Annotated in this window: 21 protein-coding genes; 18 read left to right on the top strand and 3 right to left on the bottom strand. The window is 62.2% G+C overall.

What is annotated here, in order from left to right:
• The first annotated feature begins 8 nt into the window (after nucleotides 1–8).
• Genes AC1Q5W_RS06110 through AC1Q5W_RS06065 form a run of 10 tightly spaced genes read left to right on the top strand, consistent with a single transcriptional unit; the run spans nucleotide 9 to nucleotide 9,848 of the window.
• On the top strand, nucleotides 9–1,583 hold the full coding sequence (locus tag AC1Q5W_RS06110; RefSeq protein ID WP_492643251.1) for a type II and III secretion system protein family protein: 1,575 nt from the start codon (nucleotides 9–11) through the stop codon (nucleotides 1,581–1,583).
• Nucleotides 1,584–1,595: 12 nt separating this feature from the next.
• Entirely contained in the window at nucleotides 1,596–1,892 is a 297-nt protein-coding gene (locus AC1Q5W_RS06105; protein ID WP_492643250.1) for a hypothetical protein, read from the top strand.
• Nucleotides 1,893–1,942: 50 nt separating this feature from the next.
• Nucleotides 1,943–3,220, top strand: coding sequence for a pilus assembly protein TadG-related protein (locus AC1Q5W_RS06100; protein WP_492643249.1), 1,278 nt, complete (start codon nucleotides 1,943–1,945; stop codon nucleotides 3,218–3,220).
• Nucleotides 3,221–3,230: 10 nt separating this feature from the next.
• Nucleotides 3,231–3,722: a TadE/TadG family type IV pilus assembly protein gene (locus AC1Q5W_RS06095; RefSeq protein ID WP_492643248.1), complete on the top strand. Its 492-nt coding sequence runs from the start codon at nucleotides 3,231–3,233 to the stop codon at nucleotides 3,720–3,722.
• 10 nt (nucleotides 3,723–3,732) lie between these two features.
• The gene (locus AC1Q5W_RS06090; RefSeq protein ID WP_492643247.1) at nucleotides 3,733–4,185 is read left to right on the top strand and encodes a TadE/TadG family type IV pilus assembly protein; all 453 of its coding nucleotides are present in this window, start codon (nucleotides 3,733–3,735) and stop codon (nucleotides 4,183–4,185) included.
• A gap of 43 nt (nucleotides 4,186–4,228) precedes the next feature.
• The gene (locus AC1Q5W_RS06085) at nucleotides 4,229–5,404 is read left to right on the top strand and encodes a CpaE/TadZ family protein (RefSeq protein WP_492643246.1); all 1,176 of its coding nucleotides are present in this window, start codon (nucleotides 4,229–4,231) and stop codon (nucleotides 5,402–5,404) included.
• Nucleotides 5,401–6,753: a TadA family conjugal transfer-associated ATPase gene (locus AC1Q5W_RS06080; RefSeq protein WP_492643245.1), complete on the top strand. Its 1,353-nt coding sequence runs from the start codon at nucleotides 5,401–5,403 to the stop codon at nucleotides 6,751–6,753. The genes AC1Q5W_RS06085 and AC1Q5W_RS06080 overlap by 4 nt, the downstream gene beginning before the upstream one ends.
• A gap of 4 nt (nucleotides 6,754–6,757) precedes the next feature.
• A complete protein-coding gene (locus AC1Q5W_RS06075; RefSeq protein ID WP_492643244.1) occupies nucleotides 6,758–7,732 on the top strand; it encodes a type II secretion system F family protein in 975 nt (324 codons plus the stop codon).
• An 11-nt stretch (nucleotides 7,733–7,743) separates the two neighbouring features.
• Nucleotides 7,744–8,691 (top strand): type II secretion system F family protein, encoded by a 948-nt coding sequence (locus tag AC1Q5W_RS06070; protein ID WP_492643243.1) that lies wholly within the window; start codon nucleotides 7,744–7,746, stop codon nucleotides 8,689–8,691.
• 17 nt (nucleotides 8,692–8,708) lie between these two features.
• Nucleotides 8,709–9,848: a LytR C-terminal domain-containing protein gene (locus AC1Q5W_RS06065; RefSeq protein WP_492643242.1), complete on the top strand. Its 1,140-nt coding sequence runs from the start codon at nucleotides 8,709–8,711 to the stop codon at nucleotides 9,846–9,848.
• Between the two features lie 57 nt (nucleotides 9,849–9,905).
• On the opposite strand, the gene AC1Q5W_RS06060 is transcribed toward AC1Q5W_RS06065, so the two are convergent.
• The 3 genes from AC1Q5W_RS06060 to AC1Q5W_RS06050 form a co-directional block, all read right to left on the bottom strand.
• Nucleotides 9,906–11,606, bottom strand: a complete 1,701-nt coding sequence (locus AC1Q5W_RS06060) for a PhoH family protein (protein ID WP_492643241.1) — start codon at nucleotides 11,604–11,606, stop codon at nucleotides 9,906–9,908.
• Between the two features lie 180 nt (nucleotides 11,607–11,786).
• Entirely contained in the window at nucleotides 11,787–12,263 is a 477-nt protein-coding gene (locus AC1Q5W_RS06055) for a peroxiredoxin (RefSeq protein WP_492643240.1), read from the bottom strand.
• A 137-nt stretch (nucleotides 12,264–12,400) separates the two neighbouring features.
• Nucleotides 12,401–12,766 carry an Mth938-like domain-containing protein gene (locus tag AC1Q5W_RS06050; RefSeq protein ID WP_492643239.1) on the bottom strand — a complete coding sequence of 122 codons (366 nt, stop codon included), beginning with the start codon at nucleotides 12,764–12,766 and terminating at the stop codon, nucleotides 12,401–12,403.
• A gap of 103 nt (nucleotides 12,767–12,869) precedes the next feature.
• On the opposite strand from AC1Q5W_RS06050, the gene AC1Q5W_RS06045 reads away from it, so the two are divergent.
• The 8 genes from AC1Q5W_RS06045 (at nucleotide 12,870) to AC1Q5W_RS06010 (ending at nucleotide 22,432) form a co-directional block, all read left to right on the top strand.
• Nucleotides 12,870–14,096, top strand: coding sequence for a pyridoxal phosphate-dependent aminotransferase (locus AC1Q5W_RS06045; protein ID WP_492643238.1), 1,227 nt, complete (start codon nucleotides 12,870–12,872; stop codon nucleotides 14,094–14,096).
• Between the two features lie 70 nt (nucleotides 14,097–14,166).
• A complete protein-coding gene (locus AC1Q5W_RS06040) occupies nucleotides 14,167–15,501 on the top strand; it encodes a homoserine dehydrogenase (RefSeq protein WP_492643237.1) in 1,335 nt (444 codons plus the stop codon).
• A complete protein-coding gene (gene thrC, locus AC1Q5W_RS06035; RefSeq protein WP_492643236.1) occupies nucleotides 15,501–16,937 on the top strand; it encodes a threonine synthase in 1,437 nt (478 codons plus the stop codon). Before AC1Q5W_RS06040 ends, thrC begins: the two co-directional genes overlap by 1 nt.
• Nucleotides 16,938–17,007: 70 nt before the next feature.
• Nucleotides 17,008–18,249: a molybdopterin molybdotransferase MoeA gene (locus tag AC1Q5W_RS06030; RefSeq protein WP_492643235.1), complete on the top strand. Its 1,242-nt coding sequence runs from the start codon at nucleotides 17,008–17,010 to the stop codon at nucleotides 18,247–18,249.
• Nucleotides 18,246–18,497 (top strand): molybdopterin converting factor subunit 1, encoded by a 252-nt coding sequence (gene moaD, locus AC1Q5W_RS06025; RefSeq protein ID WP_492643234.1) that lies wholly within the window; start codon nucleotides 18,246–18,248, stop codon nucleotides 18,495–18,497. Before AC1Q5W_RS06030 ends, moaD begins: the two co-directional genes overlap by 4 nt.
• A 3-nt stretch (nucleotides 18,498–18,500) precedes the next feature.
• A complete protein-coding gene (locus AC1Q5W_RS06020) occupies nucleotides 18,501–19,013 on the top strand; it encodes a molybdenum cofactor biosynthesis protein MoaE (protein ID WP_492643233.1) in 513 nt (170 codons plus the stop codon).
• Between the two features lie 221 nt (nucleotides 19,014–19,234).
• Nucleotides 19,235–21,838 carry an ATP-dependent chaperone ClpB gene (gene clpB / locus AC1Q5W_RS06015; protein ID WP_492643232.1) on the top strand — a complete coding sequence of 868 codons (2,604 nt, stop codon included), beginning with the start codon at nucleotides 19,235–19,237 and terminating at the stop codon, nucleotides 21,836–21,838.
• 87 nt (nucleotides 21,839–21,925) lie between these two features.
• Nucleotides 21,926–22,432 (top strand): PaaI family thioesterase, encoded by a 507-nt coding sequence (locus AC1Q5W_RS06010; protein WP_492643231.1) that lies wholly within the window; start codon nucleotides 21,926–21,928, stop codon nucleotides 22,430–22,432.
• Nucleotides 22,433–22,473 lie beyond the last annotated feature (41 nt).

The following is a 22,473-nucleotide window of genomic DNA, read 5'->3' as shown; positions in this document are numbered from 1 at the left end:
GGCGCCAAATGAACAATACATCTAAATCTATTCGCAGCAACGGGATGCGTTTGTCCGTTTGTGTTCTTGCAATGGCGACCCTGGGTGCGTGGAGCAGCCATGCGCTGGGGCAAAAACCAAGCGTTACCAAAGGCAATACGACTGCCGGCACGGCTGCCCGGGCCACCACCAGCACAGTTTCTGACTTGACTACGGTGGGGCCCGCCCTGGATCTGGTGATTGGCAAGTCCACGCTGATGCGCCTGCCATCTCCGATTGAGCGTATTTCGGTGGGGAACCCCAATGTGGCCGACATCTCGCTGATCAGTCCGGTCGAGCTGTACCTTTTGGGCAAGAGCTATGGGTCGACCAACCTGATGATCTGGCGCAAAGGTGGCGCGACGACCGCAATCGACGTCAACGTCAGCATTGATGCAGACCGGATGGAGAAAAAGTTGCGTGAACTCCTTCCCGATGAGAAAGGCATCAAGGTGCGCCCTGCAGCGGATTCTGTGATCTTGACCGGTACGGTTTCCAGTGCGACCCAGGCCAAATTTGCCGAAGATATCGCCAACGCCTTCGTGCGCGACATAAACCGCAACCTCGTCTTGCCCATTACGGCTGGCAATGCCAAGGTGCAGTCGGGTACTACGCTTCCGGTGCAGGGTGCTTCGGCAACGGGCGCGAGCAGTGGCGCGAAAGTCGTGAACCTGCTGCAGGTGACCCAAGGCCAGCAGGTAATGCTGGAAGTCAAGGTTGCAGAGGTCTCCAAGACGCTGCTGGACAAGCTGGGCGTCAATTTCAATGTCGGCGCGACGACTGCCGGCATCACCTACAACATTCTGACCAATCTCTTGATCAACGGATCCGGTGCTGTCAGCATTCAGGGCAGCAACGGCAACCTGCTGAAGATTGATGCCGAGAAAAAAGATGGGCTGATCAAGATTCTGGCCGAGCCCAATATCATTTCCATCAGCGGACAGGAGGCCAGTTTCCTGGCGGGTGGAAAGATCTTCATTCCCGTGGCCCGTGCCAACGGTACTACCGGTGGCAGCACCATTACCCTGGACGAAAAGGAGTTTGGGGTGGGCCTCAAATTCACGCCTACGGTTCTGGATGGAGGGCGCATTCACCTGAAGGTGGCTCCTGAGGTGTCGGAACTCTCGCAAACGGGTTCGCCGTTCACCACGGTGGATGGAACCACGGCTATTTTGCCGAGTTTCACCACACGGCGTGTGCAGACAACGGTGCAGCTGATGGATGGTCAAAGTCTGGCAATTGCCGGCTTGATCAAGAACAATGTGTCCGAGACCTTCAAGCGGGTGCCTATCCTGGGTGAAGTTCCGATCCTGGGCGCCCTGTTTCGCAGCAGTGAGTTCCAGAACGACCGCTCCGAGTTGATGTTCCTCATCACGCCGCGTCTGGTCAAGCCGCTGGATGGACAGGCTGCCTTGCCAACCGACAGCTTCTCCCCCCCGAGTCGCGGCGAGTTCTTCATGAACGGCAAGATGGAAGGCAGTGGCAATCAGGACGTGCCTCCAGATCGGGTGAGCACACCAATAGCCCCGCCGGCGCCATCGTCGGGTGGTTTCGAAGTCAAATAACGGAGCGTAGCCATGTCCATTCAAAAATCACACACGCTGTTTTTGCTTCCGGCTCTTTTGGGCGTCTGTACGCTGGTAGTGGGGTGCGCCGCGTCAACACCTGAACTGGATGCCAAGTTTGGCGACGCCGTTCGCGCATCGCGCGAGCGGCAGACGCTGAATTCGACGGCATCTGTCAGCAAGGACCCCGTTCTGGGAATTGATGGCAAGGCAGCCGTCAACGCGCAGGACCGCTACCAAGACTCCTTCAAGTCGCCGCCCAAGACCTTTGAGATCCTGGGCATTGGTGGCTCCGTAACGGGGCAGTGACTGGTCCGGGAAAGTGATTTCAGGTGCGCACCATGGTCCGGTTCACGCTTATGCCTTCGTCCCCGCGGCGACAACAGGGCGCCGTTACGGTGCTGCTGGGTTTTACCTTGGTGGTGTTGATCGGCTTTGCGGGTCTGGCGATTGATCTGGGACGCTTCTTTGTCGTCAAGAGCGAACTGCAGAACGCGGTTGATGCCTGCGCCCTGGCTGCCGCATCGCAGTTGCGCCCCGGTCAGAACAATGCTTCCGCGTTGACGAAGGCCGTGGCCTATGGCCGGCTGTTTTCCACCGGGGGACTGGGCAACCTGGATGCCATCAAGAACCGCGCCAATTTCCAGAGCGAAGTTGTCGCCATCGCCGCAGACCAGATTACTTTTTCCGACACCATCAATGGGACGTACTTGGACAGCAGCAGCGCCAACTACAACACGGCAGCGTACGCCAAGTGCAGCTATCCCTTGAGCGGCCTGCCCATTTATTTCATGCAGCTGATCAATCCGGACTTTGTCAGCCAGACGGTCAGTGCCATGGCGGTTGCCACGCAGGCGCCATCGGCCTCGGTCTGCGCCATTCCCGTGGGCGTGTGCAAGGCGTCGGGAGGGACTGCGTCGAACAATTACAACCTGACGCCGGGCCAGTGGTTGGTTGCCAAGGGTGCGGCCCCGTATGGAACCGGCAATTTCGGCTGGATTGATTTCACGCCGCCCAATGGCGGGGCGAATGAACTGGCCGATTTGCTGCAGGGCAGTGGTCAGTGCGAGATGGTTGCAGGTGCGAAGGTGGGGGAGCAAGGCCAGAAAACCAGCTTGGGTGTAGCTTGGAATAGCCGGTTTGGCGTCTACAAGAACGGTGGTGGCAATCCCAGCCTCAGCGATGCGCCGCCCGACTTTACGGGGTATGCCTATTCAACGGACAGCAAGAGTTGGCCGTCGGCTTTCAATGCCTATTCGGGTACACCCACCGTTCCTGGTGTCGTCAATTTTCAGACGGCGCGCAGCGGCCATTTGGCCTATCAGAGTGGTGCGCCCTTTGGGACCAGCGGTGGCTATTCTGCGGTGTCATCGGCGAACCTTGTCACGTATGGTCGGGATCGCCGGTTGGCAGTAGCTCCGGTGGTGGACTGCTCGGTCTGGAATACCAGTGGCAATGCGCAGCCCTCTGTGGAAGGCTGGGCCTGTGTGCTGATGCTCAGTCCTATGAATGTTGGGAGCGCGCCCAATGAAGCTACCTTGGAATACATCGGTTTGAGTAACGTTGCCGGCAGCCCGTGTGCGTCATCCGGGGCGGCCGGTACTGCGGGTCCCCTGGTTCCGGTCATGGCGCAGTGAGAAGACGATCATGAAGCAACACAAGCAAAGAGGTGTCGCCGCGGTGGAGATGGCCCTGATCATGATGCCCATGCTGATCCTGTGCTTTGGCATTGTCGAGTTGGGGCGTGCACTGTACATGTACAACGGCTTGGTGAAGGCGACGCGCGGGGCGGTCCGGTACATGACGACCCAGAGCCTGTCCAGCCCACCAACCGGAGAGACAGCGGCCTCGATCCGGCTCAAGGCCCGGTCATTGGCGGTGTGTGGTGCTACCGATTGCTCCGGCAAGGAACCGTTGACGCCGGGCTTGGTCTTGGCGCAAGTGTCGGTCTGTGATTTGCTCAGTTGTCCCACCACGCACAGCAATGTTTCCACAGGGCAGGGCACGGCAAACCTTGTGTCTATCACCATCGGCGGGACGGGCGCAGCGGCCTATGACTTCACGTCGCTCATGCCATGGGTGATTCCCAATATCACGTTCGCCCCGGTCACGACGACCATGGTTTCTCAGTATTTTTAGGGGACGGGTTGTGCGCGCACCTTCACATCTTCTGGCGAACCATGCAGCGCCGCGACGCAGGCAGCGAGGTGAGGCGATTGTCGAGTTTGCCTTGGTGGCGCTCATGTTCATTACCCTGCTGCTGGGCATCATGGAGTTTGGTCGCTGGATGTTCACGCTCAATGCCGCGGGGGAAGCCACCCGGTGGGGAGCACGTCTGGCCACGGTGTGCGATTTGAATGATTCCCGCATCAAGGAGAAGATGCGCTACATCCTGGCCAATGTGGATGACGCGCAGATTTCCATTACCTATGCGCCCGCAAATTGCGATGCCAGCAATTGCAAAACAGTGGAGGTATCGATCGTGAATGCGACCTTTACGCCCCTCATTCCCTTTTTCGGCGTCGCTTTGCCCCTCCCGGCGTTTACCACCAATTTGCCCCGGGAGCTCATGAAGAGCACGGGCAATCCGGTGTGTTCGTAAACCAACTGCAAGACTATTAAAAAACTAACCAAGGGATGTTGCTATGACACTTAAAGTATCGGCCATCTTCGAATCCAAGCAGATGCTGGACGGGATGGCTGCATCCATTGCCGTGCTGCCGCAAATTCAGTTCACGGCGCATAAAGGTGCGTTCGAGCAGCTGACGGATGTGTTGCAGAGCGATAAACCCGATGTGGTGATTCTGGAATTTCCCAATGCGGATGAGAAGGCCATTGCGCAAGTCGAGTTGGCCCTGCAAGGGGGCCATGAAACGCATCTGATTTTGGTCAGTCCGGACCGTTCGGTGGAGTTCCTGATGCGTGCCATGCGTGCGGGTGTTCGACAAGTTCTGCCCACGCCGCTCGAGTTCGCCAGCGTGCAGCAGGCGCTGCAGCACGCGCGCGGCAACCAGGCCAAGGCAGCCCGTGCGGAGAAGCAGTCCGGTCTGGTCATTGGCATGGTGGGCTCCAAGGGAGGGGCTGGATCCACTTTCCTGGCGACCAATCTGGCTTACGCCCTGTCGCGTCAGGGCAAGCGGGTGGCAGTGATTGACCTCAACCTGTATTTCGGCGATGCCGTGGTGTTTTTGGGTGACAGCAAGCCAACCTCCAACGTGGTGGACCTCGCACGCAAGTCAGAGGGGCTTGATGCAGTCTTGCTGGATTCCAGCATGATCAAGCTCGGCGAGCGCCTGCACATTCTGGTTGCCCCGGAATCACCGGAATACGTGAAGTATGTGTCACCTTCGGATATCGAGCGGATCATCCGGCTGGCGCGCACGTGCTACGACGTGGTCGTCATCGACGCCAGTGCCTTGCTGGACCCGTTGACGGTCCAGGCACTGGACATGGCCGACATCATCTACCTCTCCCTCCAGTTGAACTTGCCTTTTGTGCGGGCGGCCAAGCGCATGGTCGAAGAGTTCCGGGGGCTGGGTTACTCCAACGAAAAGATCAGGGTCGTCATCAACCGCTTTGAAAAAGGGGGAGAGATCAAGCTGGAAGACGTGGAAAAGGCGACCCTGCTGAAAGTCAATCGCACCATTCCGAACAGCCACGGCCCCGTGACGGATTCGATCAATCAGGGCATTCCCTTGCTGGAGCTGGTGCCGCGGGATGCCGTGTCCCATGCGCTGCAGGAATGGGCACACGAATTAGCACCGACATCGCAGCCGGTTGAAGCCGGCTGGTGGCATGGAATCAAGAGGTCCTTATCATGAGTTTGCGAGACACCAAAAACAGTTCCGGCACCCATCTGGGGTCCGAGATTTGGGAGGGAACCCGGCCACGGGAAGTCTCCGAGTACTACAAGCTCAAAGCCAAATTGCACCAGGACTTGATAGGACGGGTGGACCTGGAAGTTCTGGGAAACATGCCGGCGGATCGTCTGCGAGAGGAGTTGGCGGGGCTGGTTGAAAAGATGCTGGATGCCTCCGGTGTTGCGCTCAACTCGGCAGACCGCAAGCGCATGGTTCTGGACATCCAGAACGAGGTCATGGGGCTGGGGCCACTGGAGCCCTTACTTGCGGACACCACGGTATCAGACATTCTGGTGAATGGCCCGAAGAAGGTGTACGTGGAGCGGCGAGGGCGGCTGGAAGCGACCGACGTGACGTTTACCGACACGGCGCATCTGATGAAGATCATCGACAAGATCGTCTCCCGGATTGGCCGTCGCATTGACGAATCCAGCCCCATGGTGGATGCCCGTCTGGCGGACGGCTCCCGTGTGAATGCCATCATTCCGCCGCTGTCCCTGGATGGTCCCCTGCTTTCGATCCGCCGCTTTTCCGCCATCCCTCTGAAGACCGAAGATCTGATTCGCTTCAAGACCCTCACGCCCGAACTGGCCGCCCTGCTCACGGGGATGGTGCATGCCAAGCTGAACATCCTTATTTCCGGCGGTACCGGGACCGGAAAAACGACCTTGCTCAATGTGATGTCCAGCGCCATTCCGCCTACCGAGCGGATTGTGACGATTGAAGACGCGGCCGAGCTCCAGTTGCAGCAGCCCCATGTGGTGCGGCTGGAAACACGGCCGCCCAATATCGAAGGCAAGGGGGAAGTTACGCAACGGGCGCTGGTGCGCAACAGCTTGCGGATGCGGCCTGACCGCATCATTGTGGGTGAAGTCCGTGGCGTGGAGGTTCTCGACATGCTGCAGGCCATGAATACCGGGCATGAGGGTTCCATGGCGACCGTGCACGCGAACACCCCCCGTGACGCCCTGACGCGCCTGGAAAACATGGCGGGCATGGGGGGGGTGAGTGTGCCGCCGAAAGTCATGCGGCAGCAGATCTCTTCCGCCATTTCCGCCATCATCCAGATCGGCCGCCTGACGGATGGGCGGCGCAAGTTGATCAGCATGCAGGAGGTCGTCGGCATGGAAGGCGACATCATCACCATGCAGGAAATCTACTCCTTCACCCAGACTGGCATCGCGGACGATGGAACAGTGGAGGGGTATTTTGGTGCGACAGGGGTGCGCCCTGAATTCATGAAACGGCTCAAGGCGTACGGCATCAACGTGTCCGACCAGGCGTTTGATCCTCGTAAAACTTACCAATGACACCATGAGCACTACCTATGCTTTGTTTTTGATGCTGGGGTTCCTGGCGGTGTTCCTGTTGCTGGAGGGATTGTTCCAGCTGTGGAACAGCACGCGAAACCCGGAAGTCAAGCGGGTACGCCGGCGCCTGCGTGCGATGGCGACGGGGCATTCCCAGTCTGCCCCTGGTGAGCTGGTCAAGCGGCGTACGTTGAGCAAGATTGCTCTGGCGCATGAGTTGCTTTCGCTTATTCCGGGAATCCAGCGCCTGGATCGACTTTTGTTGCAGGCCAGTTCAGGTCAAACCGTCGCCTTCCTTCTGGCAACCTGTCTCTTGGCTGCCTTGGCTGGCGCCGTGCTGGCCACGGCATTCCATTGGACGTTGCTCTGGGGGCTGGTGCTGGTGATCGGACTGGCTTCGCTGCCCGTGCTGCGCTTGCGGTGGATTCGGTCCCGGCGCCTGAAGCAGCTCAGTGCCCAGCTGCCCGACACACTGGACCTGATCTGCCGCGCCTTGCGGGCGGGGCACGCGTTCTCTTCTGCACTGTCCATGGTGGGCAATGAGGCTCCCGAGCCGATTGCGACCGAGTTCAAGACGACGTTTGATGAAATCAACTTTGGCATCTCAACCAAGGATGCACTGACCAATCTTGCGGTCCGGGTTCCGATCGCGGATATGCGGTTCTTTGTCATGGCCGTCATCATTCAGCTTGAGACCGGTGGCAATCTGGCAGGCTTGCTGGCCATGCTGTCCAACCTGATCCGTGAACGGTACAAGCTGTTTGGCAAGATTCGGGTGCTGGCCGCAGAGGGCAAGTTGTCCGCCTACATCCTGACAGCCTTGCCGTTTTTTGTGGCAGGCGCCATTCAGGTCGTGAATCCCGGCTACATGCGCATCTTGTTTACGGATCCCACGGGCATTTCCATCACGATGGGTGCCCTGGGCATGATGGCCTTGGGGGTGTTCCTGCTGTGGCGCATCACCAGTTTCCGCGTTTGAGAGGGTAGACCATGTTGAATGCCATTTTGATTGCGGTCTTCATATCCATAGCCGGGCTGGTGCTGGGAATCGGCATGTGGTTCAACCGGGGCGAGGCGTTGGGCCGCCGGTTGGGGCAGCTGAAAGAGCATGCGGAGACACCGTTGGACCAGTCGGTGCAGTCGGGTTCGTCCTGGCTGGCCAAATTGGCCCGGGTTTTTACCCCCATTGCAAGCCTGTCGACGCCCAAGGATGCCGGCGACGCGTCGTACCTGCGGGTTCGGTTCTTCAATGCGGGCTTGCGTCAGGCGTATTGGCCCATGTTGTACCTGGGAGCCAAGAGCATTTTTGCCTTGTCGTTTCCGCTGGCTTTTCTGGTCTACGGTGGGTTTTTCAGCGATACCGGCATTGCCAAGGCAACGTTGTTTGTCATGTTCCTGCTGTCAGGCCTGGGTTACTACCTTCCCAACCTGATCCTGAACCTGCTGATTCATACGCGACAGCGGGAACTCGACGAGGCCTTGCCCGATGCCATTGACCTCATGACCGTTTGCGTGGAGGCCGGCTTGGCCATTGATGCCGCCATGCGGCGCACCTGCGAGGAACTGGACATGCGTAGCCCGGCTCTGGCAGAGGAGTTGAACCTGGTGACGCTGGAGCTGCAAGTGGGGGCCTCGCGTGAAGGGGCCATGCGCAACCTGGCACTGAGAACCGGGGTGGCGAGCGTTGCAACTTTTGTGACCATTCTGCTGCAGTCCGGCCAGTTCGGAACCAATATTGGCGACTCCCTGAAGGTGTTGTCCGACACCATGCGCGAACAACGCAAGCTGCGCGCCGAGGAAAAGGCCGCGAAGGTTCCGCTGAAGCTCCTGTTTCCCATGATCTTTTTCATCTTCCCGGCATTGTTCGTGGTCCTGCTGGGGCCGGCCATGATCAGTGTCTTCCGGGTGCTGCTGCCCACCCTGGGTTCGGTACGTTGACTTTTTAGGAGAATCGCATGCGCCACTACGGAAAACTCCTGGCAACCGTGTCCACCGGTACGCTGATGGGATGCACGCAGCTTTCCATGCTGCTGTCTCCCGGCGACCCGGCCGTAGCCCAATCGACCAAGGGCACAACGGCGGTGGCGCACGCGAACAAGCCCGCCTCCAACATCGCCACGCCGGCCTCGGCGGTGGACGCCTGGTTCCTGCAGGGGAAAACCGCCCACGGCGCCGGGGAACTGGTGCGCGCCGAAGAGCAGTACGGCAAGGTTCTGGAAAAAGACCCCGCCCACGTGGGGGCGCTCAATGCCATGGGGGTGCTCTACGCCCAGACCCATCGGCTGGACCAGGCCGTTGCGCTATTCCATCGGGCGCTGTCTGCAGAGCCCCAAGCATCCCATGTGTACAACAACCTGGGGTATGCCCTGTTGCTGGCAGGACGGCTGGACGAGGCGGACTCGGCCCTGCAACGCGCGCTGGACTTGAGCCCGGCGCGGCCGTCAACCCTGAAAAACCGGGAGCTGTTGGTCCAGGCCAAACTGGCGCGCGCGGTGGCGTTGCAGCCTGTGACCGAGGCGAACGCGCAACCCAGCCCCTCGGGTCAAAAGATCGTCGAGGTCGCTCCCAACGTGTACGAGTTGCGGGACAAACCCGTTGCAGTGGCGGCAGTGTCCTCGCGGGCGGTTCCGACTGCCGCTGTTGCGGCGGCCAGTACCCCGCCGGCAGAGCGTGAAGTGGCGCGTGCGGGAGGAGCCCGCTCGTCGGTTCCGCAGCCTGCCGATGCCGCCGCCCTGCGCGGAGTCAAGATTGAGGTTTCCAACGGCGTGGGCATCCGGTACATGGCACGCCGCACGGCTGAGCGTCTGGCGCCCATGGGGTTGGTTACCACACGCCTGACCAACCAGACCGGTTTCCGGCAGACGCAGACGGAGATCCAGTTCGGCGCCGGACAGCAGACTGCCGCCGTTGCCTTGTCCGCCAAACTGCCCGTGGCCGTACAGGCCGTTCCCGCCCGTGTGCTGGGACAGAACGTACAGATGCGTCTGGTGCTGGGCCATGACCTGGCGGGCAAGGCCATTGCAGCGTGGCTGCAGGCAACCGAAGCCTCTACCGCAGCAGTGGTGGTCCGCCACGACGGCTGGCTCTGGGCCTAGCCACGGCACCGGCCCATCCAGGGTGGATAGGTCGGTGGTGGTTCAGGGCGTATTGGGCTACAGCACTTCGCTGGCAAAATCGGCCAGGCGTGAACGCTCGCCGCGCGCCAGTGTGATATGGCCACTGTGAGGCCAGCCCTTGAACCGGTCGACGGCAAAGGTCAGTCCGGATGAGCCTTCGGTCAGGTAAGGGGTGTCGATCTGGGCCAAGTTTCCCATGCAGATGATCTTGGTGCCGGGGCCGGCACGGGTGATCAGCGTCTTCATCTGCTTGGGCGTCAGGTTCTGCGCTTCGTCGATGATGACGTACTTGTTCAGGAACGTGCGCCCGCGCATGAAGTTCATGCTCTTGATCTTGATGCGACTGCGAATCAGCTCGTTGGTGGCGGCGCGCCCCCATTCGCCGGCACTGGTGTCGGTTTTGCCCAGGACTTCCAGGTTGTCGTCGAGCGCACCCATCCAGGGTCCCATTTTTTCTTCTTCGGTGCCAGGCAGGAAGCCGATGTCTTCACCCACGCTGACGGTGGCGCGGGTGACGATGATTTCGGTGTAGCGGCGGTCTTCCAGTACCTGCGTCAGACCGGCGGCCAGGGCCATCAGGGTCTTGCCGGTGCCGGCGGTTCCGGTCAGGGTGACAAAGTCGACTTCCGGATCGGTGAGCAGATTCAGCGCAAAGTTCTGCTCGCGGTTGCGTGCAGTGACCCCCCATACGGCATTTTTGAGGTGGTTGAAGTCCCGCAGGGTCTTCAGGACAGCGGTGCTGCCCCGGATTTCGGTGACCCGGGCGTACAGGCTGGGCTCGCCGGGGGATTCGAAATACACGAACTGGTTGACCAGCAAAGCCGGAACAATGGGGCCGTCGATCTTGTAGAACGTGTGCTGGCCTTGCTGCCAGCTCTCCACGGTCTGTCCGTGGGTGGCCCAGAAATCGGTGGGCAGGGCAAGGGCGCCGGAGTACAGCAGGTCGCCGTCTTCCAGGGTCTTGTCATTCTGGTAGTCGTCGGTGGCCAGGCCCAGGGCGCGCGCCTTGACGCGCATGTTGATGTCCTTGGACACCAGCACCACTTCGCGCGGGGCCATGGCCTTTCGCAGGGCTTCCACCACGCCCAGGATCTGGTTGTCGGCCTTGCCCTGGGGCAGGCTGGTGGGCAGGGCGTAATCCAGTGGCTGGGTCTGGAACAGCAGCTTGCCGCGGGCGTCGCGGTTGCCGGTGCTCGAGAGCTGGAAGCCGGCGGTGATGTCGGCGCCGGGCGCTGCGGCCAGCGCGTCCAGGGTACGGCTGGTCTGGCGGGCGTTGCGGGCGACTTCGGTCATGCCCTTCTTGTGTCCGTCGAGCTCCTCCAGCACGATCATGGGCAGGTAGATATCGTGTTCCTCAAAGCGGAACAGCGACATGGGGTCGTGCAGCAGCACGTTGGTGTCCAGCACAAACAGCTTGGTGGGGCCGGTGCGCGGGGCCTTGCGGGAACGGGTTGTGGCGCGGGTTGTATCCGTTTCCGCCGGTACCGGGGCCTGCGCGGTTGCCGGGGCCTTGACCGCAACGGGCGCCACGACCGGCGGCGTCAGCAGCGAGGGGACGGCCTTGCGGGCGCTGTCCCTAGCCTTGGGTTGCTGGGCCGCGCGGCCGGACGGCTGCGGCGGTGCTACGTCAACCGGTGCTGGCTTGCGTGCGGGCCGGCTGGCGCTGCGCGCAGACGCTTCAAACGCCTTGGGGGGAAGCCGGTCAGCAGGTTTGGTGGGGGCAGGGGGCAAGGGCATGGAGTAGGGCTCGTGGATGGAGGAAAGGGAAGAAATGCCGTCGCAAAAGCAAAAAAGCCGCCTTGAGCCAAGGCGGCTTTTTGAGGGAGCGCGGTTGCGATCTTCAACGGCATCGGATCATTATGCATGAGCATCACAACGCCATTGTGGCAGCATGTGCCAAAACACAACAGGCCCGGGTCAGGCGGCCTTCTTGAGCGCCTTGACGGCCTTGAGCACATCGTCCACATGACCAGGGACCTTCAGGCCGCGCCATTCTTCCTTGAGCACGCCGTCGGCGCCAATCAGGAAGGTGCTGCGCTCGATACCCTTGACCTTCTTGCCGTACATGATCTTGTTCTTGACCACACCAAACATGTGGCACATTTTTTCTTCGGTATCGGCAATCAGCTCAAAGGGCAATTCCAGTTTGGCCTTGAACTCGTCATGGGATTTCATGTTGTCGCGGGAAACGCCAAACACGGTTGCCCCGGCTTTCACGAAATCCTTGTATTTGTCGCGAAACTGCATGGCTTCGGTCGTGCAACCGGGGGTGTTGTCCTTGGGGTAAAAGTACAAGACCATGGTATTCCCGAGGTGGGTGGTGTTGCTTACCTTGATGCCACCGGTCGCATTGGCTTCAAATTCGGGTAGGGGTTTGTTGACAACGATCGCCATAGGGTGTTTTAGTCTCGCGTGCTGGATGTGTCAGTCAATAGCAGAGGGTGCCAGCTGTGACAGCGCTGACACACCTCGACTGCAACCCGTGATTTTACTCTGAAAAGCCGTCTTCTGCCTTATAAGGGCTGCCGGGCTTATAACAAAAGGGCTGCAACGACGCGCCGGCCTTCTCCGGCCAGGAAGTTGTAAGTCCGGCAGGCTGCCTGCGTATCCATGGTTTCCAGGCCAATGCGCCGGGCGTACAGGGCTTGCAGCCACTGGGCCTGCGGAAAGCGGATGCGTTCGCCGCTGCCAAAAATGACCAGTTCGGCGTCCAGCCCGGCCAACTGCGCAAAGTGGCTGGACTGCAGGTCTTCAAACCGGGCGCAGTTCCAGTCAAACCGGGCGCCGGTCGCGCTGATGACGATGCTGGAGCTGATTTTTTCGCCGTTCACGGCCACCCATCCGGGCCCGTAACCGCTGATGGAGGGCCCCCGGATGGTGTCTGGCTGGAGTTTCATGGTGGTGCCCGGGTGAAAATTGAATGCTGCACCGCACCAGCTAGGCGCGGAACTGTGGTCAAATTATAGGTTTCGCCCTGTGCTGCTGACTTCCGGAGGGACTTTGAGAACCATTCAAAAATCTGCCAAGCTGGCCAACGTCTGCTATGACATCCGCGGCCCCATCATGGACGCGGCGCGTCAGATGGAGGAAGAGGGCCACAAGATCATCAAGCTCAACATCGGCAACATGGCGCCGTTCGGTTTTGATGCGCCCGAGGAAATCCAGCAGGACATGATCCGCAACCTGCCCAACTCGGCCGGGTACTCGGACAGCAAGGGTATTTTTGCGGCGCGCAAGGCCGTGATGCACGAGACGCAGAAGCAGGGCATCAAGGGCGTGACCCTGGATGACATCTACCTGGGCAACGGCGCCAGCGAACTGATCGTGATGGCCACCAACGCGCTCCTGGACTACGGCGATGAACTGCTGCTGCCCGCGCCCGACTACCCGCTGTGGACGGCGGCCACCAGCCTGTCGGGCGGCACCCCGGTGCACTACCTGTGCGACGAAGCCAATGGCTGGATGCCCAATCTGGACGACATCCGCGCCAAGATCACGCCGCGCACCAAGGGCATTGTGGTCATCAACCCCAACAACCCCACCGGCGCCCTGTATTCGGACGACCTGCTGGCGGGCATCGTGGAGGTTGCACGCGAGCACGGCCTGGTGATCTTTGCCGACGAGGTGTACGGTAAGGTGCTCTACGACGGCGTGCGGCACACGCCCATCGCCACGCTCAGCGAAGACGTGCTTACGCTGACCTTCAACTCCCTGTCCAAGGCCTACCGTTCCTGCGGTTACCGGGCGGGCTGGATGGTGGTGACGGGCGACAAGAAGCCCGCGCGCGACTACATCGAAGGCCTGAACATGCTGACCAACATGCGCCTGTGCGCCAATGTGCCCGGGCAGTACGCCGTGCAGACGGCACTGGGAGGCTACCAGAGCATTGACGACCTGGTGTGCGAAGGCGGACGCCTGCGCAAGCAGCGCGACTTGGCGTATGAGCTCATCACCGCCATTCCCGGGGTGAGCTGCGTCAAGCCCCAGGCCGCGCTGTACATGTTTCCCAAGCTCGATCCGGTGATGTACCCGATCGAGAACGACCAGCAGTTCTTCCTGGAGCTGCTGCAGGAGACCAAGGTGATGCTGGTGCAGGGAACGGGCTTCAACTACCCCGACAACCAGCATTTCCGCATCGTCTTCCTGCCCCATGAAGACGATCTGCGCGAGGCGATCAGCCGCATTGCCCGCTTCCTGGAAGCCTATCGCAAGCAGCACAGCAACTGATTGACTAGTAATTTGATAGCAGTCCACGCAGTATCTGCGGGGGTTGCAAGCGTAAACCTTTAAGAAATTTATGAAACCGATTCAAGTAGGCCTGTTGGGCATTGGTGTTGTGGGCGCGGGTACCTTCCAGGTGCTCAAGCGCAACCAGGAGGAAATCCAGCGCCGGGCCGGCCGCGGCATCGAGATCACCATGGTGGCGGATCTGGACGTGGCCCGTGCCCAGTCCGTCGTCGGCCCCGGTGTGAAGGTGGTGAATGACGCGCGCGCCGTGATTGCCAACCCGGACATCGACATCGTCATCGAACTCATTGGCGGCTACGGCATTGCCAAGGCGCTGGTGCTCGAAGCCATTGCCGCCGGCAAGCACGTGGTCACCGCCAACAAGGCCCTGCTGGCCGTGCACGGCACCGAAATCTTCGCCGCCGCCTCCGCCAAGGGCGTGATGGTGGCCTTCGAGGCTGCCGTGGCCGGTGGCATTCCCATCATCAAGGCGCTGCGCGAGGGCCTCACCGCCAACCGCATCCAGTGGATTGCCGGCATCATCAACGGCACCACCAACTTCATCCTGTCCGAGATGCGCGACAAGGGGCTGGACTTTGGCGTGGTGCTCAAGGAAGCCCAGCGCCTGGGCTACGCCGAGGCCGACCCCACCTTCGACATCGAAGGCGTGGACGCCGCCCACAAGGTGACCCTCATGTCGGCCATTGCGTTCGGCATTCCGGTGCAGTTCGACAAGGCCTATGTGGAAGGCATCACCAAGCTGGGTGCTGCCGACATCCAGTACGCCGAGCAACTGGGCTACCGCATCAAGCTGCTGGGCATCACCAAGCGCACCGACAAGGGCATCGAGCTGCGCGTGCACCCCAGCCTGGTGCCGGCCAAGCGCCTGATCGCCAACGTCGAAGGCGCCATGAACGCCGTGGTGGTGCAGGGCGACGCCGTGGGTACCACGCTGTACTACGGCAAGGGCGCCGGCGCCGAACCCACGGCCAGTGCCGTGATTGCCGACCTGGTCGACATTGCCCGCCTGCACTCGGCCGATGCCGAACACCGCGTCCCGCACCTGGCCTTCCAGCCGCACACGCTGGACCAGGCCATGAACACGTTGCCGGTCCTGCCCATGGGCGAGGTCGTTACCAGCTACTACCTGCGCCTGCGCGTGGCCGACGAAGCCGGCGTGCTGGCCAAGGTCACCGGCATCCTGGCTGAGGCCGGCATCAGCATCGATGCCGTGCTGCAGCGCGAGGCCGACGAAGTGGGCGGCGAGGGCGCCACCCAGACCGACCTCATCATCCTGACCCACGACTGCGTGGAGGCCAAGATGAACGCTGCCCTGGCGCAGATGCAGGCCCTGCCCACCGTGCTGGCCCCCATTACCCGCATTCGCAAGGAAGAGCTGGCCTGATGAAGTACCTCAGCACCCGCGGCGCCCCCGAGCGCAAACGTTTCTGTGAAATCCTGCTCGAAGGCCTGGCGCCCGATGGCGGCCTGTACCTGCCCGAGTCCTACCCGCAGGTCAGCGACGCCACCTTGGCGCGCTGGCGCACGGTGTACCACCAGCAGGGCTATGCCGAACTGGCGTTTGAAGTGCTGTCGCTCTACATCGACGACATCCCGGCTGCCGACCTGCGCGCCCTGTGCGAGAAGACCTACACCGCCGAGGTGTTTGGCACCGGCGAGATCGTGCCCCTGCGCCACCTGGAAGAAGGTGTGTGGCTGGAAGCCCTGTCCAACGGCCCCACGCTGGCCTTCAAGGACATGGCCATGCAGCTGCTGGGCAACCTGTTCGAGTACGAACTGGCTCGCCGCGGCGAAGAGCTCAACATCCTGGGCGCCACCAGTGGCGACACCGGCAGCGCCGCCGAATACGCCATGCGCGGCAAGAAGGGCGTGCGCGTCTTCATGACCAGCCCGCATGGCCGCATGAGCGCCTTCCAGCAGGCCCAGATGTTCAGCCTGCAGGACGCCAACATCTACAACATCGCCGTCAAGGGCGTGTTCGACGACTGCCAGGACATGGTCAAAGCCGTCTCCAACGACCTGGCGTTCAAGCGCCAATACCGCATCGGCACCGTCAACTCCATCAACTGGGCGCGCCTGCTGGCCCAGGTGGTGTATTACTTTGCCGGCTACATCCAGGCCACGCAAGCCAATAGCCAGAAGGTCAGCTTCACCGTGCCCAGCGGCAACTTCGGCAACGTCTGCGCCGGCCACGTGGCCCGCATGATGGGCCTGCCGATCGACAAGCTGGTGGTGGCTACCAACGAGAACGACGTGCTCGACGAGTTCTTCCGCACCGGCGTCTACCGCGTGCGCGGCAGCGCCGACACGCACGAGACCTCCAGCCCGTCCATGGACATCTCCAAGGCCAGCAACTTCGAGCGTTTCGTGTTCGACCTGCTGGGCCGCGACGGTGCCCGCACGGCCGACCTGTTCGGTGCCCAGCTGGCAAAGAACGGCCGCTTCGATTTGAGCGCCGACCCGGTGTTTGCACAGTGCGCCAACCGTTACGGCTTTGTCAGCGGCAAGAGCACCCACGCCAACCGGCTGGACACCATCCGTGCCACCTGGCAGCACCATGGCGTGATGATCGACACCCACACCGCCGACGGCCTGAAGGTGGCGCGCGAGCACCTGACAGCGGGCGTGCCCATGCTGGTGCTGGAAACCGCTTTGCCCATCAAGTTTGCCGAAACCATTGTGGAGGCCCTGGGGCGTGAGCCCGAGCGGCCGGCCAAGTTCGAGGGCATCGAGGCCCTGCCCAAGCGGTTGCAGGTGATGGAGGCCGACGTGGCCGCTATCAAGGCCCTGATTGCACGGGAATGCGCACATTCGGCATGAAAAGTGCCGCTGGCCCGCGCAGTTGGTGCGCAGGCAGCTATATAAATCGTAGCAAATAGAGAGTCCAGGTATGACCCCACCGCCACGCCCCAGCTTCCAGCCACTGGACGACGCCCTGAAAACCCTGTTGGCGCATGCCGTGCCCCTGCAGGCAGTGGAGTCGGTGCCCACCGCCGACGCCGATGGCCGCGTGCTGGCGCAGGACGTGGTCTCCAGCCTGCACGTGCCGCCGCAGGACAACAGCGCCATGGACGGCTATGCCCTGCGTTGCGCGGACGCGCTCATACCCGGCGCGCAGCTGCCGGTGTCCCAGCGCATTGCCGCCGGCATGAACGGTACGGCGCTGGAGCGCGGCACCCTGGCGCGCATCTTCACCGGCGCCCCGGTGCCTCCGGGCGCCGATGCCGTGGTCATGCAGGAAGACTGCACCGTGCTGCCGGACGATGCCGGCGTGCAGGTCAATATCGCGCCCAAATTGGGCCAGAACATCCGCCGCGCCGGTGAAGACGTGGCGCGGGGCGACGTGGTGCTGACCGGCGGGCAACTGCTGGGCCCGGCCGAGCTGGGGCTGGCGGCCAGCGTGGGCATGGCCACGCTTTCCGTGGTGCGCCGCCCCCGGGTGGCCCTGTTCTCCACCGGCGACGAACTGGTCATGCCCGGCACCGTGGCGCCGCAGGACATGCCACCTGGCGCCATCTACAACTCCAACCGCTTCTTCCTGAAGGCACTGCTGCGCCGCCTGGGCTGCGAGGTGACCGATCTGGGCATCGTTCCCGACCAGCGCGAGGCCACGGTGCACGCGCTGCGCGAGGCCGCCGCTTCGCATGACGTCATCCTGACCAGCGGTGGCGTGTCGGTCGGCGAAGAAGACCACATCAAGCCCGCCGTGCAGACGCTGGGCACGCTGGACCTGTGGCACATCGCCATCAAGCCGGGCAAGCCGTTTGCCTATGGCCATATCGGCGGCTGCCACTTCCTGGGCCTGCCGGGCAACCCGGTGGCGAGCTTTGTGACCTTCCTGGTGCTGGTGCGCCCCTTCCTGCAGCGTCTGCAGGGGTTGCCCCTGGCTGATGTTGCTATGAAAACCATAGCTGTCCGCGCAGATTTCACCTGGCCCAAGTCGGACAAACGCCGTGAATTCCTGCGGGTGCGGCGCAATGCCAATGGCGGGCTGGACCTGTTCTCCAACCAGGGCTCGGGCGTGCTCACCTCCGCGGTGTGGGGCGACGGCCTGGTGGACAACCCGCCCGGCTGCACCATCGCCCCCGGGGACATGGTCCGCTTTGTTTCGTTCGCGGAGTTGCAGGCATGAAGGTGCACCTGAAGTACTTTGCCTCCATCCGGGAGGCGCTGGGGACCGGTGGCGAGTCGCTGGACACCCAGGCCACCACCCTGGCGGCGCTGCGCGACGAACTCATTGCCCGCGGCGATGCCTACGCCGAGGCCCTGGCGCGCGGCAAGTCGGTGCGCTTGGCGCTCAACCAGACGCTCAGCGACGAATCCCAGGCGCTGACCGAGGGCGCTGAAGTGGCATTTTTCCCGCCGGTGACTGGGGGATAAGCCATGGCGACGTCACCCCGCGTTTCCATCCAGACGGCGGATTTTGACGTAGCGGCCGAAATTGCCGTCCTGCGCGCCCACGACCACCGGGTGGGTGCGGTCTGCAGCTTCATCGGCACGGTGCGTGACCGCAATGCGGCGCCCGCGTCCGAAGGCGGACTGGCGGCGAAAGACCAGGTGCTGTCCATGGAGCTGGAGCACTACCCTGGCATGACCGAGAAGGCCATCGAGGCCATGATCGACGAGGCGCACCGCCGCTTCGACATCTTCGCCGCCCGCGTCATCCACCGCATTGGCCTGCTGCAGCCGCCCGACCAGATCGTGCTGGTGGCCGTCACCTCGGCCCACCGGGGCGAGAGCTTCCAGGCCTGCGAGTTCCTCATGGACTACCTCAAGACCCAGGCCCCCTTCTGGAAGAAGGAACAGACGCCCGAGGGCGCCCGCTGGGTCGATGCCCGCGTGAGCGATGACGCGGCGCTGGCCAAGTGGGGCATCGTGGCGCCTAACGCGAGTTAACGGTGTCTCGCGCCGGGTGACATTTGCCCAATGGGGCTTGCCGGGGGCCTCATGGTGCCAAACGCGCACAAATCGGCCCCCGGCAAGCCCCATTGGGCCATCGGTTGTTGACGCGTATCAAAGAGCAAGCCTAGACTGGCCCGATGTGCACCAACCCACTTGAAATGCGTGTGCAAACGCCCAAGATGGGAAGCAATTCACCATTTCGTTAAGGGATTTGCATGCGAATCGAAAAACTGACCACCAAATTTCAGGAAGCCTTGGGCGAAGCGCAGTCGCTGGCCCTGGGTAACGACAACCAGTTCATCGAGCCAGCCCATGTGCTCCTGGCCATGCTGCGCCAGGATGACGGACCCAAGGCCCTGCTGCAGCGCGCCGGGGTCAACGTGCAAGGCCTGGCAGCGGCCGCCGAAGCGGCCATGAAGAAGCTGCCCCAGGTCGAGGGCCATGAGCAGGTCCAGGTCGGGCGCGACATGGTCACGCTGCTGCAGGCGTCGGAGAAAGAAGCCATCAAGCGCAACGACCAGTTCGTGGCCAGTGAGCTGTTCCTGCTGGCGCTGGCCGACAGCAAGGCCGACATCGGCAACGTGGCCCGCGCCAACGGCCTGACGCGCAAGAGCCTGGAGAGCGCCATTGACGCCGTGCGTGGCGGCCAGGCCGTGGACAGTGCCGACGCGGAAGACCAACGCGAGTCGCTCAAGAAATACTGCCTGGACCTGACCGAACGCGCCCGCATGGGCAAGCTCGACCCGGTGATCGGCCGCGACGACGAAATCCGCCGCGCCATCCAGGTGCTGCAGCGCCGCTCCAAGAACAACCCGGTGCTCATTGGCGAGCCCGGCGTGGGCAAGACCGCCATCGTGGAGGGGCTGGCCCAGCGTATCGTGGCCGGCGAGGTGCCTGACAGCCTCAAGGGCAAGCGCGTGCTGAGCCTGGACATGGCGTCCCTGTTGGCCGGAGCCAAGTTCCGCGGCGAGTTCGAGGAACGCCTGAAGAATGTGCTCAAGGACCTGGCCAAGGACGAAGGCCAGACCATTGTCTTCATTGACGAACTGCACACCATGGTCGGTGCCGGCAAGGCCGAAGGCGCCATGGATGCCGGCAATATGTTGAAGCCCGCCCTGGCGCGCGGCGAGCTGCACTGCGTGGGTGCCACCACGCTGGACGAGTACCGCAAATACATCGAGAAAGACGCCGCGCTGGAGCGCCGATTCCAGAAAATCCTGGTGGGCGAACCCACGGTGGAAGCCACCATTGCCATCCTGCGCGGCCTGAAGGAACGCTATGAGGTGCACCATGGCGTGGACATCACCGACCCGGCCATCGTGGCCGCGGCCGAGTTGAGCAACCGCTACATCACCGACCGCTTCCTGCCCGACAAGGCCATTGACCTCATTGACGAAGCCGCCTCCAAGATCAAGATCGAGCTGGACTCCAAGCCCGAGGTCATGGACAAGCTCGACCGCCGCCTGATCCAGTTGCAGATCGAGCGCGAAGCCGTCAAGAAGGAAAAGGACGAGGCCTCGCGCAAGCGCCTGGAACTGATTGACGAAGAGATCAAGAACCTCCAAAAAGAGATTGCCGACCTGGACGAAATCTGGAAGGCCGAAAAGGCCACCGCTCAGGGCAGTGCTCAGGTGCGCGAAGAGATTGAAAAGCTCAAGCTGCAAATCAAGAATTACACCGACAAGCAGGACTTCAACAAGGTGGCCGAGCTGCAGTACGGCAAGCTGCCTGAGCTGGAAAAGCGGCTGAAAGAGGCGCAGGAAAAAGAAGCTGGCAAGTCCAGGAACGGCGATGGCGCCGCCCGCCAGCTGCTGCGCACGCAAGTGGGCGCGGAGGAAATTGCCGAAGTGGTCAGCCGCGCCACCGGCATTCCCGTGTCCAAGATGATGCAGGGCGAGAAGGACAAGTTGCTGCAGATGGAAGACAAGCTGCACCAGCGCGTAGTGGGCCAGGATGAGGCCATCGGCGCGGTGGCCAACGCCATCCGCCGCTCGCGCTCGGGCCTCTCCGACCCGAACCGCCCCACCGGCTCCTTCCTGTTCCTGGGCCCCACGGGCGTGGGCAAGACCGAGCTGTGCAAGGCATTGGCCGGCTTCCTGTTCGACAGCGAAGAGCACCTGGTGCGCATCGACATGAGCGAGTTCATGGAGAAGCATTCCGTGGCCCGCCTGATCGGCGCGCCCCCGGGCTACGTGGGCTACGAGGAGGGCGGTTACCTGACCGAAGCCGTGCGCCGTAAACCCTACAGCGTGCTGCTGCTCGACGAGGTCGAAAAGGCCCACCCCGACGTGTTCAACGTGCTGCTGCAGGTGCTCGATGATGGCCGCCTGACCGATGGCCAGGGCCGCACCGTGGACTTCAAGAACACCGTCATCGTGATGACCAGCAACATCGGCAGCCACCTGATCCAGAGCATGGTGGGGCAGGACTACGAGGACGTGAAGGACGCCGTGACCGGTGAGCTGAAGAACCACTTCCGCCCAGAGTTCCTCAACCGCATCGACGAGACCGTAGTGTTCCATGCCCTGGGCGCCGACCACATTGCCGACATCGCCAAGATTCAGCTGCAGGTGCTGACCGCGCGCCTGGCCCGGATGGACCTGACGCTGGACGTGAGCGACGCTGCCGTGGCCGAGCTGGCAAAGGTGGGTTTCGATCCGGTGTTTGGTGCGCGGCCCCTGAAGCGCGCCATCCAGCAGCGCATCGAGAACCCGCTGTCCAAGCTGCTGCTCGAAGGCGCCTTTGCGCCCAAGGACACCATTGCCGTGGGCGTGGACCCGATCAAGGCGCCAGGGCAGTTCAGTTTCCGCAAGGTTTGAGGGCCGGGGGGTGTCACGCATCGGACCGGGGGGCGGTCGTGGGGGCGGTTAGCATCATTGCTTCTACCCACCACGAGCCCTTCGCATATGACGCCCAGCCAGCCGCCCGGAAATTTTGACGACATATCCCCCGCCGCCGGTGCGCGCGTGCCCGAGGGGTTCAAGATGGTGGAGGTGGGGGGCGCCTTCATCGCCAACAACGGTCCGCTGTACGCCAAGTGGACCGGCGAGCGCCTGCTGCTGGGCTTTCGGGTGGAGGAGCGCCACACCAACCCGCTCAAGATGTGCCACGGCGGCATGATGGCCACCTTTGCCGATATGGTCATTCCCTGCGCCGCCTTCTACCAGACCGCAGACATGTCCTCGCGCTTTCTGCCCACCATCAGCCTGCAGGTGGACTACATGGGGCCTGCCATGCTGGGTGCCTGGGTGCAAAGCGAGGCCCAGGTGTTGCGCACCACCCGCAACATGCTGTTTGGCCAGGCCCTGGTCACGGCAGACGGTGCGCCCGCCTTGCGGGTGAGCGGCATCTTCAAGCTGGGCCAGATCATTGATGACGGCCAGCGCAAGGACCCGTTTGGCCTGCTGTCCTGATCCAGGAGCACCCGCAGCCCCGTGATGGCGGGAATGCCCCC

Source organism: Rhodoferax sp. MLSD5-FHT05B10 (genome assembly GCF_058793415.1).
The sequence above is the reverse complement of the archived record's forward strand: the minus strand, read 5'-3'. Positions and strand labels throughout refer to the sequence as shown.

Bases quoted from the DNA above. Each gene is read 5' to 3' on its own strand.
- AC1Q5W_RS06030 (WP_492643235.1), top strand. From the start codon at position 17,008: ATGACCCCACCGCCACGCCCCAGCTTCCAGCCACTGGACGACGCCCTG.
- clpB (WP_492643232.1), top strand. From the start codon at position 19,235: ATGCGAATCGAAAAACTGACCACCAAATTTCAGGAAGCCTTGGGCGAA.
- AC1Q5W_RS06020 (WP_492643233.1), top strand. From the start codon at position 18,501: ATGGCGACGTCACCCCGCGTTTCCATCCAGACGGCGGATTTTGACGTA.
- AC1Q5W_RS06095 (WP_492643248.1), top strand. From the start codon at position 3,231: ATGAAGCAACACAAGCAAAGAGGTGTCGCCGCGGTGGAGATGGCCCTG.
- AC1Q5W_RS06040 (WP_492643237.1), top strand. From the start codon at position 14,167: ATGAAACCGATTCAAGTAGGCCTGTTGGGCATTGGTGTTGTGGGCGCG.
- AC1Q5W_RS06050 (WP_492643239.1), bottom strand. From the start codon at position 12,766: ATGAAACTCCAGCCAGACACCATCCGGGGGCCCTCCATCAGCGGTTAC.
- AC1Q5W_RS06010 (WP_492643231.1), top strand. From the start codon at position 21,926: ATGACGCCCAGCCAGCCGCCCGGAAATTTTGACGACATATCCCCCGCC.
- AC1Q5W_RS06060 (WP_492643241.1), bottom strand. From the start codon at position 11,606: ATGCCCTTGCCCCCTGCCCCCACCAAACCTGCTGACCGGCTTCCCCCC.
- AC1Q5W_RS06055 (WP_492643240.1), bottom strand. From the start codon at position 12,263: ATGGCGATCGTTGTCAACAAACCCCTACCCGAATTTGAAGCCAATGCG.
- thrC (WP_492643236.1), top strand. From the start codon at position 15,501: ATGAAGTACCTCAGCACCCGCGGCGCCCCCGAGCGCAAACGTTTCTGT.
- AC1Q5W_RS06080 (WP_492643245.1), top strand. From the start codon at position 5,401: ATGAGTTTGCGAGACACCAAAAACAGTTCCGGCACCCATCTGGGGTCC.
- AC1Q5W_RS06110 (WP_492643251.1), top strand. From the start codon at position 9: ATGAACAATACATCTAAATCTATTCGCAGCAACGGGATGCGTTTGTCC.
- moaD (WP_492643234.1), top strand. From the start codon at position 18,246: ATGAAGGTGCACCTGAAGTACTTTGCCTCCATCCGGGAGGCGCTGGGG.
- AC1Q5W_RS06100 (WP_492643249.1), top strand. From the start codon at position 1,943: ATGCCTTCGTCCCCGCGGCGACAACAGGGCGCCGTTACGGTGCTGCTG.
- AC1Q5W_RS06075 (WP_492643244.1), top strand. From the start codon at position 6,758: ATGAGCACTACCTATGCTTTGTTTTTGATGCTGGGGTTCCTGGCGGTG.
- AC1Q5W_RS06070 (WP_492643243.1), top strand. From the start codon at position 7,744: ATGTTGAATGCCATTTTGATTGCGGTCTTCATATCCATAGCCGGGCTG.
- AC1Q5W_RS06065 (WP_492643242.1), top strand. From the start codon at position 8,709: ATGCGCCACTACGGAAAACTCCTGGCAACCGTGTCCACCGGTACGCTG.
- AC1Q5W_RS06105 (WP_492643250.1), top strand. From the start codon at position 1,596: ATGTCCATTCAAAAATCACACACGCTGTTTTTGCTTCCGGCTCTTTTG.
- AC1Q5W_RS06085 (WP_492643246.1), top strand. From the start codon at position 4,229: ATGACACTTAAAGTATCGGCCATCTTCGAATCCAAGCAGATGCTGGAC.